The organism is Pseudomonas sp. B111 (genome assembly GCF_026428275.1).
In the GTDB taxonomy this organism is placed as follows: Bacteria; Pseudomonadota; Gammaproteobacteria; order Pseudomonadales; family Pseudomonadaceae; genus Pseudomonas; species Pseudomonas aeruginosa.
The window spans coordinates 5,025,455-5,040,873 of sequence record NZ_CP097857.1 but is presented as its reverse complement, the minus strand read 5'-3'; the positions used below and the strand labels follow the sequence as shown (position 1 = coordinate 5,040,873).

The 15,419-nt window shown below is 65.6% G+C and carries 14 protein-coding genes; 9 read left to right on the top strand and 5 right to left on the bottom strand.

Annotated elements, in window-relative coordinates:
• Window positions 1–44 precede the first annotated feature (44 nt).
• The gene (algP, locus tag M6E97_RS23330) at window positions 45–1,091 is read left to right on the top strand and encodes an alginate regulator AlgP (RefSeq protein WP_033989202.1); all 1,047 of its coding nucleotides are present in this window, start codon (window positions 45–47) and stop codon (window positions 1,089–1,091) included.
• On the opposite strand, the gene M6E97_RS23325 is transcribed toward algP, so the two are convergent.
• Window positions 1,088–1,567, bottom strand: a complete 480-nt coding sequence (locus tag M6E97_RS23325; protein WP_009314491.1) for a TIGR02444 family protein — start codon at window positions 1,565–1,567, stop codon at window positions 1,088–1,090. The genes algP and M6E97_RS23325 overlap by 4 nt on opposite strands.
• A 45-nt stretch (window positions 1,568–1,612) precedes the next feature.
• Here M6E97_RS23325 and M6E97_RS23320 point away from each other — a divergent pair, with 45 nt between their 5' ends.
• From M6E97_RS23320 to M6E97_RS23295, 6 genes are all read left to right on the top strand, one after another.
• Window positions 1,613–3,529, top strand: coding sequence for an ATP-binding cassette domain-containing protein (locus M6E97_RS23320; protein WP_033937917.1), 1,917 nt, complete (start codon window positions 1,613–1,615; stop codon window positions 3,527–3,529).
• On the top strand, window positions 3,529–4,107 hold the full coding sequence (locus M6E97_RS23315) for a mechanosensitive ion channel family protein (protein WP_003123700.1): 579 nt from the start codon (window positions 3,529–3,531) through the stop codon (window positions 4,105–4,107). Before M6E97_RS23320 ends, M6E97_RS23315 begins: the two co-directional genes overlap by 1 nt.
• A 6-nt stretch (window positions 4,108–4,113) precedes the next feature.
• Window positions 4,114–4,872 (top strand): TerC family protein, encoded by a 759-nt coding sequence (locus M6E97_RS23310; protein WP_003096367.1) that lies wholly within the window; start codon window positions 4,114–4,116, stop codon window positions 4,870–4,872.
• Between the two features lie 229 nt (window positions 4,873–5,101).
• Window positions 5,102–5,731: a LysE family transporter gene (locus M6E97_RS23305; protein ID WP_003096365.1), complete on the top strand. Its 630-nt coding sequence runs from the start codon at window positions 5,102–5,104 to the stop codon at window positions 5,729–5,731.
• A 104-nt stretch (window positions 5,732–5,835) separates the two neighbouring features.
• A complete protein-coding gene (locus tag M6E97_RS23300) occupies window positions 5,836–7,737 on the top strand; it encodes a cytochrome c/FTR1 family iron permease (protein ID WP_033937940.1) in 1,902 nt (633 codons plus the stop codon).
• Window positions 7,738–7,803: 66 nt separating this feature from the next.
• A complete protein-coding gene (locus tag M6E97_RS23295) occupies window positions 7,804–8,286 on the top strand; it encodes a YaiI/YqxD family protein (RefSeq protein ID WP_003136094.1) in 483 nt (160 codons plus the stop codon).
• Here the strand turns inward: M6E97_RS23295 and M6E97_RS23290 are convergent.
• From M6E97_RS23290 to M6E97_RS23280, 3 genes are all read right to left on the bottom strand, one after another.
• Window positions 8,271–8,744 (bottom strand): thioesterase family protein, encoded by a 474-nt coding sequence (locus M6E97_RS23290; RefSeq protein WP_003096359.1) that lies wholly within the window; start codon window positions 8,742–8,744, stop codon window positions 8,271–8,273. The genes M6E97_RS23295 and M6E97_RS23290 overlap by 16 nt on opposite strands.
• Before the next feature lie 95 nt (window positions 8,745–8,839).
• On the bottom strand, window positions 8,840–9,508 hold the full coding sequence (gene elbB, locus M6E97_RS23285; protein ID WP_003099212.1) for an isoprenoid biosynthesis glyoxalase ElbB: 669 nt from the start codon (window positions 9,506–9,508) through the stop codon (window positions 8,840–8,842).
• A 164-nt stretch (window positions 9,509–9,672) separates the two neighbouring features.
• On the bottom strand, window positions 9,673–10,263 hold the full coding sequence (locus tag M6E97_RS23280; RefSeq protein WP_003096354.1) for a DedA family protein: 591 nt from the start codon (window positions 10,261–10,263) through the stop codon (window positions 9,673–9,675).
• Window positions 10,264–10,506: 243 nt separating this feature from the next.
• Here M6E97_RS23280 and hemB point away from each other — a divergent pair, with 243 nt between their 5' ends.
• Both hemB and ppk1 read left to right on the top strand, forming a co-directional pair.
• Window positions 10,507–11,520 carry a porphobilinogen synthase gene (gene hemB / locus M6E97_RS23275; protein ID WP_003096352.1) on the top strand — a complete coding sequence of 338 codons (1,014 nt, stop codon included), beginning with the start codon at window positions 10,507–10,509 and terminating at the stop codon, window positions 11,518–11,520.
• Window positions 11,521–11,537: 17 nt separating this feature from the next.
• On the top strand, window positions 11,538–13,748 hold the full coding sequence (ppk1, locus tag M6E97_RS23270) for a polyphosphate kinase 1 (RefSeq protein ID WP_003096343.1): 2,211 nt from the start codon (window positions 11,538–11,540) through the stop codon (window positions 13,746–13,748).
• Here the strand turns inward: ppk1 and ppx are convergent.
• A complete protein-coding gene (gene ppx, locus M6E97_RS23265; protein WP_033937938.1) occupies window positions 13,735–15,240 on the bottom strand; it encodes an exopolyphosphatase in 1,506 nt (501 codons plus the stop codon). The genes ppk1 and ppx overlap by 14 nt on opposite strands.
• Window positions 15,241–15,419: the final 179 nt, after the last annotated feature.

Sequence of the window (15,419 nt, the reverse complement as noted above, 5' to 3'; positions counted from 1 at the left end):
GCGGGTCTAGTATGGGCGCAACCACGTCCGCCTGGAGGCACGTCATGTCGGCCAACAAGAAGCCCGTCACCACCCCCTTGCACCTGTTGCAGCAACTTTCCCACAGCCTTGTCGAGCACCTGGAAGGTGCGTGCAAACAAGCGCTGGTCGATTCGGAAAAGCTCCTGGCCAAACTTGAAAAGCAACGTGGCAAAGCCCAGGAAAAACTGCACAAGGCTCGCACCAAGCTGCAGGATGCTGCCAAGGCCGGCAAGACCAAGGCACAGGCCAAGGCGCGCGAGACCATCAGCGACCTGGAAGAAGCGTTGGATACCCTGAAGGCCCGGCAGGCGGACACCCGTACCTACATCGTCGGCCTCAAGCGTGACGTACAGGAAAGCCTCAAGCTGGCGCAGGGTGTCGGCAAGGTGAAGGAAGCTGCTGGCAAGGCTCTGGAGAGCCGCAAGGCGAAACCCGCGACCAAACCTGCTGCGAAGGCGGCAGCCAAGCCTGCGGTGAAAACCGTAGCGGCGAAGCCTGCGGCCAAGCCGGCTGCGAAACCGGCGGCCAAGCCTGCGGCGAAAACCGCGGCAGCGAAGCCCGCAGCCAAGCCGGCGGCGAAGCCTGCTGCGAAACCGGCGGCGAAGCCCGCGGCGAAAACCGCAGCCGCGAAGCCCGCAGCCAAGCCGGCGGCGAAGCCTGTTGCGAAACCGGCGGCCAAGCCTGCGGCGAAAACCGCAGCCGCGAAGCCCGCAGCCAAGCCGGCGGCGAAGCCTGTTGCGAAACCGGCGGCCAAGCCCGCGGCGAAAACCGCAGCCGCGAAGCCCGCAGCCAAGCCGGCGGCGAAGCCTGTTGCGAAACCGGCGGCCAAGCCTGTGGCGAAACCCGCGGCCGCGAAGCCTGCAGCCAAGCCGGCTGCGAAGCCTGCGGCAAAACCGGCGGCCAAGCCTGCGGCGAAACCCGTAGCCGCGAAACCTGCCGCAGCCAAGCCCGCCACCGCTCCTGCTGCGAAGCCTGCGGCGACTCCCAGCGCCCCGGCAGCCGCCTCCAGCGCTGCTTCGGCAACGCCTGCCGCGGGCAGCAACGGCGCCGCCCCGACCAGCGCCTCCTAAGGCGCTGTCTGCAAAGCCGCCGAGCCAAGCACCAGCAAAGCCCGGCGCTCTGCTTCCGTGCAGATGTCCCGGCTGCAGGCTTGCAGCCAGGCATCCGCATTACGATTCGCCTCCTGGCCCTCCAGCCAGGCTGTGGCCAGGTCGGCCAGGCGTTGCAGGTGTTCCCGTTCCGCTCGTAGTTCCTGGGCCTTCATTTCCTCGCGGAGTTCGGCCAGGCAGGCATCGTGGGTTGCCGCTTCGCGCCAGGCGCAACGCAATCTGCGCAGGGGTTCGATGACCGTTTCGCGCCAGGGGCGCGCGGCGTTCTCCAGGATCTGGGCGCGTTCTTTCGAGCAGCTCACACCGCGCCTGCCAAGCCAGGCGGCGACCAGCAACAGGCAGACGTCCGCACCTTGCTCCTGAAGCGCGAGGCAAGCCGTTTCCACGCCCGGCCGGGCATAGACGTCCACCGCGAATTTCCAGACATTTCCAGTCATACAGCCTCACGCTCCGCAAGGGCGAAACTGATAAACTCCGCCGCCATGATCCGACTCCTCAATCTTACGCTACAGCGCGGGCCGCAGCGCCTCCTGGAAGCTGCTGAACTGACCCTGCACGCCGGCCAGAAAGCCGGTCTCATCGGGGCCAATGGCGCTGGCAAGTCCAGCTTGTTCGCGCTGTTGCGCGGCCAGCTCGGCCAGGATGCCGGCGACTGCCTGTTGCCCGCCGACTGGCGCATCGCGCACATGCGCCAGGAGGTCGATACCCTGGATCGCCTGGCGGTGGATTACGTGCTCGACGGCGACAGTCGCCTGCGCGAGATCCAGGCGGCACTGGCCGCCGCCGAAGCGGCGCACGACGGTTCTGCCCTGGCGCGCCTGCATACCGAACTGGACAACGCCGACGGTTACACCGCCGATGCACGGGCGCGCAAGCTGCTGGCCGGACTCGGCTTCAGCAGCGAGCAGATGGAGCGCCGGGTCAGTGATTTCTCCGGCGGTTGGAGGATGCGCCTGAACCTGGCGCAGGCGCTGATGTGCCCGTCCGACCTGCTGTTGCTCGACGAACCGACCAACCACCTCGACCTGGACGCCATCCTCTGGCTGGAAGAGTGGCTCAAGGGTTATCCCGGCACTCTGGTGCTGATCTCCCACGACCGCGACTTCCTCGATGCGGTGGTGGACCATGTGGTGCATCTGGAAAACCGCAAGCTGACCCTCTATCGCGGCGGCTATTCCGCTTTCGAGCGGACCCGCGCCGAGCGGCTGGCTCAGCAACAGCAGGCCTACGAGAAACAGCAGGCGCAGCGTGCGCACATGGAAAGCTTCATCGCCCGCTTCAAGGCCAAGGCCACCAAGGCGCGCCAGGCGCAGAGCCGGATCAAGGCGCTGGAGCGTCTCGAGGAACTGGCGCCGGCACATGTCGATTCGCCGTTCAATTTCAGTTTCCGCGAGTCGGACAAGATCTCCCGGCCGTTGCTGGATCTCGGCGAAGGCCGTCTCGGCTATGGCGACAAGGCGGTGCTGGAGAAGGTCAAGCTGCAACTGGTGCCCGGTGCGCGGATCGGCCTGCTCGGTCCCAACGGCGCCGGCAAGTCGACCCTGATCAAGACCCTGGCCGGGGACCTGCCCGAATTGGGCGGCCGCCTGCTGCGCGGCGAGAACCTGGCCATCGGATACTTCGCCCAGCACCAGCTCGATTCGCTGGACCCACAGGCCAGCCCGTTGCTGCATCTGCAGCGTATCGCCCCCGGCGAGCGCGAACAGACCCTCAAGGACTTCCTCGGCGGCTTCGACTTCCGCGGCGTTCGGGTGGACGAGCCGGTATTGAACTTCTCCGGTGGCGAGAAAGCGCGCCTGGCCCTGGCGCTGATTGCCTGGCAGAAGCCCAACCTGCTGCTGCTCGACGAGCCGACCAACCACCTCGACCTGGAAATGCGCCTGGCCCTGACCTTGGCTCTACAGGAGTTTTCCGGGGCGGTCCTGGTGGTTTCCCACGACCGGCACCTGCTCAAAAGCACCACCGACGAATTCCTCCTGGTCGCCGATGGGCGCGTGGTGCCGTTCGATGGCGATCTCGACGATTACGCCCGCTGGCTGGTCGACTATCGCGCGCGCAAGGCGCCGCAGGCCGAGACCGCGCCGGGCGCGCCGTCCGAACGCACCGACAAGCGCGCCCAGCGCCAGGCAGCGGCCGCGCTGCGCCAGCAGCTGGCGCCGCACAAGCGCGAGGCCGACAAGCTGGAGCGCGAACTCGGCGGCCTGCACGAAAAGCTAGCCGCTATCGAGGCGCGGCTGGGCGACAGCGCCCTGTACGACGTATCGCGAAAGGACGAATTGCGCGAGTTGCTGTCCGAACAATCGAGCCTGAAGGTTCGCGAAGGCGAGCTGGAGGAACGTTGGCTGGAGGCCCTGGAAACCCTCGAAGCCTTGCAGAAAGAACTGGAGGCCAGTGAGTGATGGATAACCTGCAGATGTTGACGCAGACCTGGAGCGGGCCGTTGGTGGTGGCGCTGCAGATCCTGCTCATCCTGCTGGTCGCCTGGCTGCTCCAGCGCCTGGTCCGACGCACGGTGACCCGTATCGGCGAGCGTTATCCGGTGCCGCCGGAGCTGCTCCTGCCGCTGCGTGGCGGCCTGCGCTGGCTGATCATGGTCAGCGCACTGATCATGGTGCTGGAGCGCCTGGGCGTGTCCGCCGAAGTGCTGTGGACCGCGCTGACCGGTTTCGCCGCGGTGGCGGCGGTAGCCTTCTTCGCCATCTGGAGCGTGCTCTCCAACCTGTTCTGTGCGTTGCTGATCTTCACCGTCGGGCCGTTCCGCATCGGCGACCGCGTGGAGCTGATCGATAGCGCCGACAAACCGGGCGTCACCGGACGCGTGGTTGCCATCAATCTCTTGTATACGACACTGGAAGAAACCCTCGAGGATGGCTCGCCGGGCCCGCTGCTGCAGGTTCCCAACAGCCTGTTCTTCCAGAAAGCCGTGCGTCGCTGGCGTGGGCCAGGTTTTTCAACTCCAACAAAAAACGGGAAATAACCATCTATGGAATGGCTCGCCAGTCCTGAAATCTGGGTCGCGTTCCTGACCCTGACCGCCCTGGAAATCGTCCTCGGCATCGACAACATCATCTTCATCTCGATCCTGGTCGGGCGCCTGCCGCCGGCCCAGCAACCGAAGGCGCGCTTCTTCGGCCTGGCCCTGGCCATGGGCACGCGGATCCTGCTGTTGCTCTCGATCACCTGGGTCATGCGCCTGACCACCGACCTGTTCCACCTGTTCGGCCAGGGCATCTCCGGGCGTGACCTGATCCTCTTCTTCGGCGGCCTGTTCCTGCTGTTCAAGAGCACCATGGAGATCTACCACAGCCTGGAAGGCGCGGAAGAAGAGCAGAAGAGCGGCGGCAAGGCCCACGGCTTCATGGGCATCATCGTCCAGATCGCGATCATCGACATCATCTTCTCCCTGGACTCGGTGATCACCGCCGTCGGTCTGGTGCAGAACGTGCCGGTGATGGTCGCGGCGATCGTCATCTCGGTCGGCGTGATGATGCTGGCGGCAGGCACCATCAGCGACTTCATCGAGAAACACCCATCGCTGAAGATGCTCGCCCTGTCGTTCCTCATCGTGGTCGGAACCGTGCTGGTGGCCGAGTCCTTCGAAGTGCACGTGCCGAAAGGCTACGTCTACTTCGCCATGGCCTTCTCCCTGGCGGTGGAGGCGCTGAACATCCGCTTGCGCGGGGCCATGGCGCGCAAGCGCGGCGAAGAGCCGGTGAAGCTGCGCAAGGGTTCGCCGGACTGAGAGCGTTCGGGGCCAGGGCGAATAGCCGCATCGCGGTGGTCCGCCCAACATGGCTGAGCGCGTATCCTCGGGAAAGCCCGGCATCTGCCGGGTTTTTTCTGTCCGCCAGGTTGCGCCCGCAAAGGTTGAGCGAGGCGCGTGGTCGGAAAACCTGTGCGGCTGCTCCGCCTTGGTGCACACTGGCTTTTTCGTTCCCGCCGCCAGCCGCGTTCGCTTTCCGAGGTGTGCAATGCTCGTCAGTACCTGGTTCGCCTTCTTTCTCGCCTGCTGGGCCATCAGCCTGTCGCCGGGCGCCGGAGCCATCGCCTCGATGTCCTGCGGGTTGCAGTACGGCTTTGCGCGAGGCTACTGGAACGCGCTGGGCCTGCAGATCGGCCTGGCCCTGCAGATCGCCATCGTCGCCGCCGGCGTCGGTGCGTTGCTGGCGACCTCGGCACTGGCTTTCAGCCTGATCAAGTGGTTCGGCGTGGCCTACCTGGTGTACCTGGCGGTGCGCCAGTGGCAGGCGCCGCCACAGGCCTTGAGCACCGATGGCGAACGGCCTCTGGGGCGACCGTTGACCCTGGTGCTGCGTGGTTTCCTGGTCAACGCCAGCAATCCCAAGGCGGTGATCTTCATGCTCGCGGTGCTGCCGCAGTTCATCGACCCGCACCAGCCGCTGCTGGCGCAGTACCTGATCATGGGCGGCACCATGATCGTCGTCGACCTGATCGTCATGGCCGGCTACACCGGACTGGCTGCGCGCGTGCTACGCGTACTGCGTTCGCCGCGCCAGCAGAAGCTGGTGAACCGTACCTTCGCCAGCCTGTTCGTCGGCGCCGCGGGGCTGCTGGCGACGGTACGCCGAGCGCCGCTCTGAGCCGCCCGACACGCCGACGGGCGTGATTGTTACAGAGTATTTCTTGCATGGGCGGGAAGGCGAAGGGACAATTTAATCTCTTCCATTCTCACTTCGTCTTCGCCATGCACCCTCCGAAAATCCTGCTGTGGCTGCTGCCGCTGGTCTGCGCGTTCAGCCTTGGAGCTATTGCCGACACGGCCGTCGACCCCTCCCAAGCCTTGCATCTGTTGAGTTACCTGGCGGCCGACTATCCGCCGACCGTGGCTGACGGCAAGATCGTCGACCCCAGCGAATACCAGGAACAGGTGGAATTCGTCGGCAACCTGCAGGCATTGGTCCTGACCCTGCCGATGTGCCCTGAGCGCGCCGAGCTGGAGAGGGGCGTCGCCAGCCTGCGCCAGGCCATCGAGCAGCGCTTGCCGGGAAGGGACGTGGCCCTCCAGGCGCGCAACCTCGAGGCACGGGTGGCGGATATCTACCAGGTGGTGCAGACCCCCGCGATCACCCCCGACCCGAGCCGCGCAGCGCCGATCTATGCCCAGCAGTGCGCGATCTGCCATGGCGATGCGGGCAAGGGCGACGGCCCCGCCGGCATCGGCTTGGAACCGCCGCCGGCGAACCTCACCGATCGCCAGCGCCTCGACCACCTGAGCCTCTACGACCTGCGTAACGTCATCGGCCTGGGCGTGGCCGGCACCGACATGCCGGCGTTCGCCGACCAGCTCGACGAACGCCAGCGCTGGGACCTGGCCAGCTATGTGGCCGGCCTGAGCGCCGGCAGTGCGCAGCCGGACAAGGCCCATGCCTACCCGCTGGCGACCCTGGCCACGCAGACTCCGGCCGAAGTCGCCGAGCACGACGGCGAGGCCGCTGCGGAGAGCTTCCGCGCCTTGCGTGCGCATCCGCCGCTGGAGCAGCGCGGTCCTGGGCAGTTGATCGACTATACCGCCGCCACCCTGGACAAGAGTTTCGCGGTCTATCGCGAAGGTGACCGCGACCAGGCCTACGACCTGTCGGTGGCGGCCTACCTGGAAGGCTTCGAGCTGGTGGAAAGCTCGCTGGACAACGTCGACGCCGATTTGCGCCGCTCCACCGAGAAGCAGCTGATGGCCTACCGCCAGGCGTTGCGCGATGGCCTCCCGGAAACCCAGGTGGCGCAACAGCTGGAGCTGGCCAAGGGCAAGCTGGCGGAGGCCGCCAAGCAGCTTGGCGGCGACTCGCTGAGTTTCTCCATCAGTTTCGTTTCCGCCCTGTTGATCCTGTTGCGCGAAGGGGTAGAGGCAATCCTGGTGCTTGCCGCCATCCTCGCCTTCCTGCGCAATACCGGGCAGGAAAGTGCCGTGCGTGGCGTGCACGTCGGCTGGGGGCTGGCCTTCGTCGCCGGCTTCGCCACCTGGGCGTTGGCCGCCTATGTGATCGATATCGGCGGTGCCCAGCGCGAGCTGATGGAGGGCTTCACCTCGCTGTTCGCCTGCGTGATGGTGCTCTGGCTCGGCGTCTGGATGCACGACCGCCGCCACGCGGCAGCCTGGCAGGACTACATCCGCAGCAGCCTGGTGGGCGGTGGCGGACGCTTCGGCTTCGCAGTGCTGGCGTTCTTCTCGGTCTACCGCGAGTTGTTCGAGGTCATCCTGTTCTACGAAACCCTCTGGTTGCAGGCCGGACCGGCCGGGCACAATGCCGTGATCGGCGGCGCGGCGACCGCCGTGGTCCTGCTGATCGGCCTGGCCTGGGTGATCCTGCGTGGCTCGGCGAAACTGCCGCTGGGGTTGTTCTTCAGCATCAACGCGGCGTTGCTCTGTGTGCTCTCGGTGGTGTTTGCCGGACATGGCGTCATCGCCTTGCAGGAAGCCGGGGTGATCGGCACCCGTCCGGTGCCGTTCTTCGACTTCGACTGGCTGGGGATCAAGGCCGACGCCTATTCGCTGTCGGCCCAGGCCATGGCGCTGGTGGCCATCGCGCTGCTCTACGGGCGTAGCCGGATCGTCGAGCGCCGGCGTGCGGCGGCCAACGCCGCCGACTGAGCGGGATCGCGCAACCACGACGGCCAGTGCGATACTGGCCGTCGTCATTTCTACGGAAGTCCGTTCATGCGTATCTGGATCGATGCCGACGCCTGCCCCAAGGCGGCCAAGGAACTGGTCTGCAAGTTCGCCCTCAAGCGCAAGCTGGAAGTCTGGATGGTCGCCGGCCAGCCGCAGGTCAAGCCGCCGTTCGCCTGCGTGCGTCTGGTGGTGGTGGAAAGCGGGATGGATGCGGCTGACGATTACCTGGTGGAGCAGGCCGAGCCGGGCGACCTGGCGATCTGCAGCGACGTACCGCTGGCCGATCGGCTGATCAAGAAACAGGTTGCCGCCCTCGATCCTCGCGGCCGCGAGTTCGACGCGCGGAACATGGGCGATAAGCTGGCCATGCGCAACCTGATGGCCGACCTGCGTGACCAGGGGCAGATGGGCGGCGGCCAGGCGCCCTACGCTGAGCGTGACCGCCAGGCGTTCGCCAACGCTCTGGACCGCCTGCTCACCCGCCTGCAGCGGGAAGCCGATCTACGCGCGAGTCAGCCGCACAGATAGGTACCGGTACCGACGGCGACCAGCGTGCCGTCGTCGCTATGCAGTTCCGAGCGCACCACTGCGACCTTGTTGCCCGAGCGAAGCGGCACCGCATGGGCGGTGAACGTCCGGCCGCGTCCCGGGCGCAGGTAGTCGACGCGCAAGTCGATGGTGCCGAGCTTCGACAGCCGCGCCATGCGCTCGTGGCCTGGCAGTTCGCGATGCCGTTCGAGGGCGCCGATCAGGGCCATCGCACCGCCGGTGACGTCGAGCAGGCTGGAGATCACCCCGCCGTGGAGAATGCCCTGGACGAAGTTGCCGATCAGTTCGTCCTTCATCGGCAGGTCGAGGACTACCCGCTCGCGGCCGAGGCTCGCCACGCGGATCCCGAGCATGCGGTTGAAGGGGATGCGCTGGAAGAAATCCGCCACCAGTTGGTGGACGTCGTCAGGCAGGGCGGGGGAGGGCGTTTCGCTCATCGCGGCGTCTCGATTCGATGGTTTCGAGACGCACGCTGGCGTAGCGGCACGGATTTGAAAAGGGCGGCGGCGCGACCGCCCTCGTGCTTGGCCGATCAGGCCTTGTCCTGGTCCACCAGTTCGAGCACCCGGTCGACCAGCTTGTTGATCCCGGAAGCGGCTTCGGCGATCGACTGGGCGAGCATGTAGGCCGGGGTGGTCACCAGCTTGCGCGCGCTGTCTTCGACGATCTCGTCCACCGGCGCGTCGATGTGCTCGGCACCCATCTGCTTCAGCGCGTCGGCGGTGTCGGCGTCGTTGCCGATGGTGCATTGGACGCCGGCGCCGTAGATCTTCGCCGCCATCGCCGGAGCGATGCAGATCAGCCCGACTGGCTTGCCGGCTTCGGCGAAAGCCTTGGCCAGCGCCAGCACGTCCGGCTGCACCTGGCATTGCGCGCCGTTGATGGCAAAGTCGCTGAGGTTCTTCGCAGCGCCGAAGCCACCGGGCACGATCAGCGCGTCGTAGTCCTCGGCGCGGGCTTCGCGCAGGTCCTTGACTTCGCCGCGGGCGATACGCGCGGACTCGACCAGGACATTGCGGCTTTCCGGCATTTCCTCGCCGGTCAGGTGGTTGACCACATGGTGCTGGGCGATGTTCGGCGCGAAGCATTGTGCCTCGGCGCCGCGCTGGCTGAGGCGGAGCAGGGTGATCACGCTTTCGTGGATTTCCGCGCCATCGTAGACGCCACAACCGGAGAGGATGACGGCAACTTTCTTGTGCATGAGGCTTACTCCTTGGGAACGCAGGATCCGGACCGGACGGGCCTGGCCGGGGTCGGTATCGCGCAAGCATAGCGAGCCGCCGGCCCCGGCGGCCAGCCGGAGCGGAGGGTACAAGGAGTTGGAGTGTGCGAAGGGGCCGGCTGTTCAGTCGCGCCGGCGCGGGTTCACTCGGATTTGTCGGCGTTGCCGCCCGCGCCGTTGCCTCGCGGTGTCTTGAAACGCCGCCATAGCCAGAGCAGCAGGCCCAGCACGATCAGGCCGCCGAGGACCATGAGTTCGTATTTCTTGATGTTGCCGAGCATGCCTTCCAGTACGCTGCCGAAATAGTAGGCGGCGGAGCCCAGCGCGGCGGCCCAGACGATGGCGCCGATGCCGTTGAGAAGAAGATAGCGGGCCGGTGGATAGCCGGACAGGCCGATGGCCACCGGCATCACCGTACGCAGGCCGTAGACGAAGCGGAAACTCAGCACCCACAGGTCAGGATGGCGGCGCACATGGTCCAGCGCCTTGTCGCCGAGCTTCTGCCAGCGCGGCTTGCGCGCCAGCAACCGGCGGCCGTGGCGGCGTCCGAGGAAGTACCAGAGTTGGTCACCGGCGTAGCTGCCGAGGAAGGCGGTGAGAATCACGGTATCCAGCTGCATGTAGCCGCGGAAGGCAAGGAACCCGGCCAGCACGAGAATGGTTTCGCCCTCGAAGAAAGTACCGAGAAAAAGGGCGAAATAGCCGAAGTCCTGCAGGAATTGTTGGAGCATCATCGGGGCAGCGAAGCGAAATGAACGCGCAGCCTAACTCGGTTGAGGGCGCGGGGAAAGCGCGATCGTCACGGCCCAGGTCATTGATTGTGCAATGAATGGCCTTTGCCGCTGGCTTTTTGCGATGATTGGCGGTGCGGCAGGATGCCGCGACCTTGAGTCACTGTCGTCGCTTGTTGCCAATCCGTCATAATCAGGGACTATAACTGTCACACTGTGCCCGTTATCTGGGCCCTGGAGTAAACCGTGAGCTTCACTCCCGCCAACCGCGCCTATCCCTACACCCGCCTGCGGCGCAATCGCCGCGATGACTTCTCCCGCCGCCTGGTCCGCGAGAATGTCCTCACCGTCGACGACCTGATCCTGCCGGTGTTCGTCCTCGATGGGGTCAACCAGCGTGAAAGCATTCCGTCGATGCCCGGCGTCGAGCGCCTGTCCATCGACCAGTTGCTGATCGAGGCGGAAGAGTGGGTGGCCCTGGGCATTCCGGCGCTGGCGCTGTTCCCGGTGACCCCGGTGGAGAAGAAGTCCCTGGACGCCGCCGAGGCATACAACCCGGAAGGCATCGCCCAGCGCGCCACCCGCGCCCTGCGCGAGCGCTTTCCGGAGCTGGGCATCATCACCGACGTGGCGCTCGACCCGTTCACCACCCATGGCCAGGACGGCATCCTGGATGACGATGGTTACGTCCTCAACGACGTCAGCATCGACGTGCTGGTACGGCAGGCGCTGTCCCACGCCGAGGCCGGCGCCCAGGTGGTAGCGCCCTCGGACATGATGGACGGTCGCATCGGTGCGATCCGCGAGGCCCTGGAGTCTGCCGGTCACACCAATGTGCGGATCATGGCCTACTCGGCCAAGTACGCCAGCGCCTACTACGGTCCGTTCCGCGATGCGGTCGGCTCGGCTTCGAACCTCGGCAAGGGCAACAAGGCCACCTACCAGATGGATCCGGCGAACAGCGACGAGGCACTTCACGAAGTGGCCGCCGACCTGGCCGAAGGCGCCGACATGGTGATGGTCAAGCCGGGCATGCCCTACCTCGACATCGTGCGTCGGGTGAAGGATGAATTCCGCGCCCCGACCTTTGTCTACCAGGTCAGCGGCGAGTATGCGATGCACATGGGCGCCATCCAGAACGGCTGGCTGGCCGAATCGGTGATCCTCGAATCCCTTACCGCCTTCAAACGTGCCGGCGCCGATGGCATTCTGACCTACTTCGCCAAGCAGGCCGCAGAACAATTAAGACGGGGGCGTTGACCCCCTCGGGAAGATGAATGAATACGCAGCAAGGACTTGATGAGATCGAACGTATCGCCGCCGACGAAACCGTAGTGGCGAACGTGGAAAGCGAAGCAGAAGTGAAGATGGCCGAAACGATCCCGGTGGAAACGCCACCTGCGGTGGTTCCCAGCGTGGATGACAGCAGCCTGTACATTCATCGCGAGCTCTCCCAGTTGCAGTTCAACATCCGCGTGCTGGAACAGGCGCTGGACGAGTCCTACCCGCTCCTGGAGCGGCTGAAGTTCCTCCTCATCTTCTCGAGCAACCTCGACGAGTTCTTCGAGATCCGCATCGCCGGCCTGAAGAAGCAGATCACCTTCGCCCGCGAGCAGGCCGGCGCCGACGGCCTGCTGCCGCACCAGGCCCTGGCGCGGATCAGCGAGCTGGTCCACGAGCAGGTATCGCGGCAGTACCGGATCCTTAACGAGACCCTGTTGCCGGAGCTGGCCAAGCACCAGATCCGCTTCATCCGCCGGCGTCACTGGACGCTGAAGATCAAGACCTGGGTGCGGCGCTTCTTCCGCGACGAGATCGCGCCGATCATCACCCCGATCGGCCTCGACCCGACCCACCCGTTCCCGCTGCTGGTGAACAAGAGCCTCAACTTCATCGTCGAGCTGGAGGGGATGGATGCCTTCGGCCGCGACTCCGGCCTGGCGATCATCCCGGCGCCGCGCCTGCTGCCACGGATCATCAAGCTGCCGGAAGACGTTGGCGGCGAGGGCGACAACTACGTGTTCCTGTCGTCGATGATCCACGCCCACGCCGACGACCTGTTCCCCGGCATGAAGGTGAAGGGCTGCTACCAGTTCCGCCTGACCCGCAACGCCGACCTGTCGGTGGACACCGAGGATGTCGAGGACCTGGCCCGCGCGCTGCGCGGCGAGCTGTTCTCGCGTCGCTACGGGGATGCGGTACGCCTGGAGGTGGTGGATACCTGCCCGCAGAACCTGACCAACTACCTGCTCAAGCAGTTCGGCCTGTCCGAAAGCGAGTTGTACAAGGTCAGCGGCCCGGTCAACCTGACCCGCCTGTTCAGCGTCACCGGCCTGGAAAGCCATCCGGAGCTGCAGTACCCGCCCTTCACCCCGGCGATCCCGCGTCTTTTGCAGAAGAAGGAAAACCTCTTCAACGTCCTCAGCAAGCTCGATGTGTTGCTGATGCACCCGTTCGAATCCTTCACCCCGGTGATCGACCTGCTGCGCCAGGCCGCCAAGGATCCGAACGTGCTGGCGATCAAGCAGACCCTGTACCGCAGCGGCGCCAACTCGGAGATCGTCGACGCCCTGGTCGAGGCGGCACGCAACGGCAAGGAGGTCACCGCGGTGATCGAGCTGCGCGCCCGCTTCGACGAAGAGTCCAACCTGCAACTGGCCAGCCGCCTGCAACAGGCCGGCGCGGTAGTGATCTACGGCGTGGTCGGCTTCAAGACCCACGCCAAGATGATGCTGATCCTCCGTCGCGAGGACGGCGAACTGCGCCGCTACGCGCACCTGGGCACCGGCAACTACCATGCCGGCAACGCTCGCCTGTACACCGACTACAGCCTGCTGACCGCCGACGTGGCGCTCTGCGAGGACCTGCACAAGCTGTTCAACCAGCTGATCGGGATGGGCAAGACGCTGCGCATGAAGAAGCTGTTGCATGCGCCGTTCACCCTGAAGAAGAACCTGCTGGAAATGATCAACCGCGAGGCGGCCCAGGCGGCGCTCGGCCAGCCGGCGCACATCATGGCCAAGGTCAACTCGCTGACCGATCCGAAGGTCATCCGCGCCCTGTACAAGGCCAGCCAGGCCGGGGTCAGGATCGACCTGGTGGTGCGTGGCATGTGCTGCCTGCGGCCAGGCATCCCGGGGGTCTCGCACAATATCCACGTGCGCTCGATCATCGGACGCTTCCTCGAGCACAGCCGCATCTACTACTTCCTCAACGGCGGCGACGAGAAGCTCTATCTATCCAGCGCCGACTGGATGGAGCGCAACCTCGACATGCGCGTCGAGACCTGCTTCCCGGTGGAAGGCAAGAAGCTGGTGCAGCGGGTCAAGAAGGAACTGGAAACGTATCTGACCGACAACACCCAGGCCTGGGTGTTGCAGGCCGACGGTAGCTACCAGCGGCTCAGCCCCACCGGTAACCAGAACCCCCGCAATACCCAGGCGACCCTGCTGGAGAAGCTGGCCGCGCCGGTGCTTACCGCACGTTGAGGCTGTAGCCGACCCGCTTGAGCCATTCGGCTTCCTGGGCGAAGTCGGCCTGGGTCAGCGGGTTGGCTTCCAGCCAGCCCTCGGGGAAGGTCACCGAAAGGCTCTTGGGCTCTGCCTTCAGGCGCACCGAGGGCATTTCCTGGGTGCCGCGAATGTGGTGGAAGAGGATCGCGAAGCGCAGCACGATGCACAGGCGCACCAACTTGTCGCCTTCCGCGGCGAACTCCGCCAGCTTATCCGCCGGAATGTTGCGGCGGTGGCCGCGTACCAGTAGCGACAGCATCTGCTGGTCCTGGCGCGAGAAGCCAGCCAGGTCGGAGTGCTCGATCAGGTAGGCGCCGTGCTTGTGGTAGTGGTAATGGGCGATGTCCAGGCCGATCTCGTGGACCCGTGCGCCCCAGCTCAGCAGGTCGCGGTGCAGTTCGTCGTTCAGCTCCCAGGCGTCGCCGACTTCGGCAAGCACCTTGAGGGCCTTGGCCTCCACCCGCGAAGCCTGCCCCGGATCGACGTGGTAGCGCTGCATCAGCGAACTGATGGTGCGTTCGCGCACGTCCTCGTGCTGGTGACGGCCGACCAGGTCGTAGAGAACGCCTTCGCGCAGGGCGCCCTCGGAGTGAACCATCTGCTCCAGTTCCAGCGCGTCGAAGATCGCTTCGAGAATGGCCAGTCCGGCCGGGAAGATGGTCCGGCGGTCCGGCTTGATCCCCTCCAGATCGAGCTTCTCCACGTCGCCGAGCTTGAGCACCTTGCGCTTCAGCCAGGCCAGTCCGTCCGGGCTGATCTCGCCGTTGCCGTGGCCGCCGGCCTTGATCGCCAGCGCCACTGCGCGGATGGTGCCGGAGGCGCCGACCGCCTGTTGCCAGCCGAGGCGCCGCAGGCTGTTCTCGATGCCCATCAGTTCCAGGCGTGCGGCGGTGTACGCCTGGGCGTAGCGGGCCGGGGTGATCTTGCCGTCGCGGAAGTAGCGTTGGGTGTAGCTGACGCAACCCATCTGCAGGCTTTCCCGCAGCTCGGACTCGAAACCCTGGCCGATGATGAACTCGGTGCTGCCGCCGCCGATGTCGCTGACCAGCCGGCGACCGCCGCTGTCGGGCATGCTGTTGGCGACGCCGAGGTAGATCAGGCGGGCTTCCTCGCGGCCGGAGATGACTTCCACGGGATGGCCGAGAACCTCTTCCGCACGACGGATGAAATCGCTGCGGTTGCGCGCCTCGCGCAAGGCGTTGGTCGCGACCACGCGTACGGAACCCTGGGGCATGCCGCTGATGAACTGGGCGAAGCGGCGTAGGCAGTCGAGGCCACGCTGGGTGGCCTCCTCGCTGAGATTGCGCTCCTCGTCGAGGCCGGCGGCCAGTTGGACCTTCTCGCCCAGCCGTTCGAGGATGCGGACTTCGCCGTGGATATTGGCCTTGGCCAGACAGAGGTGGAAACTGTTGGAACCCAGGTCCAGGGCGGCAATCAGCGGGAATGCCTCGGCAGGTTTTTGCGGCATGCTTTGCAAGTCCATTGGAAAACTGCGCCATCCTGCCACGATAGGGCGAGGGTCGCCAATGCGGCAGCCGATCAATCGGGAATCAGCCGACCAACGATAGAGACTCTCAATCGGCTGCGCCTTCCGGCGAGGGTCAAGGCGGGATATGATGGTCGGCACTTTCGCGTTTCAATTCGCGT

What these genes read in the sequence shown, in the direction of transcription:
- algP (WP_033989202.1), top strand. Translation starts at nt 45, where the DNA reads ATGTCGGCCAACAAGAAGCCCGTCACCACCCCCTTGCACCTGTTGCAG.
- M6E97_RS23325 (WP_009314491.1), bottom strand. Translation starts at nt 1,567, where the DNA reads ATGACTGGAAATGTCTGGAAATTCGCGGTGGACGTCTATGCCCGGCCG.
- M6E97_RS23320 (WP_033937917.1), top strand. Translation starts at nt 1,613, where the DNA reads ATGATCCGACTCCTCAATCTTACGCTACAGCGCGGGCCGCAGCGCCTC.
- M6E97_RS23315 (WP_003123700.1), top strand. Translation starts at nt 3,529, where the DNA reads ATGGATAACCTGCAGATGTTGACGCAGACCTGGAGCGGGCCGTTGGTG.
- M6E97_RS23310 (WP_003096367.1), top strand. Translation starts at nt 4,114, where the DNA reads ATGGAATGGCTCGCCAGTCCTGAAATCTGGGTCGCGTTCCTGACCCTG.
- M6E97_RS23305 (WP_003096365.1), top strand. Translation starts at nt 5,102, where the DNA reads ATGCTCGTCAGTACCTGGTTCGCCTTCTTTCTCGCCTGCTGGGCCATC.
- M6E97_RS23300 (WP_033937940.1), top strand. Translation starts at nt 5,836, where the DNA reads ATGCACCCTCCGAAAATCCTGCTGTGGCTGCTGCCGCTGGTCTGCGCG.
- M6E97_RS23295 (WP_003136094.1), top strand. Translation starts at nt 7,804, where the DNA reads ATGCGTATCTGGATCGATGCCGACGCCTGCCCCAAGGCGGCCAAGGAA.
- M6E97_RS23290 (WP_003096359.1), bottom strand. Translation starts at nt 8,744, where the DNA reads ATGAGCGAAACGCCCTCCCCCGCCCTGCCTGACGACGTCCACCAACTG.
- elbB (WP_003099212.1), bottom strand. Translation starts at nt 9,508, where the DNA reads ATGCACAAGAAAGTTGCCGTCATCCTCTCCGGTTGTGGCGTCTACGAT.
- M6E97_RS23280 (WP_003096354.1), bottom strand. Translation starts at nt 10,263, where the DNA reads ATGATGCTCCAACAATTCCTGCAGGACTTCGGCTATTTCGCCCTTTTT.
- ppk1 (WP_003096343.1), top strand. Translation starts at nt 11,538, where the DNA reads ATGAATACGCAGCAAGGACTTGATGAGATCGAACGTATCGCCGCCGAC.
- ppx (WP_033937938.1), bottom strand. Translation starts at nt 15,240, where the DNA reads ATGCCGCAAAAACCTGCCGAGGCATTCCCGCTGATTGCCGCCCTGGAC.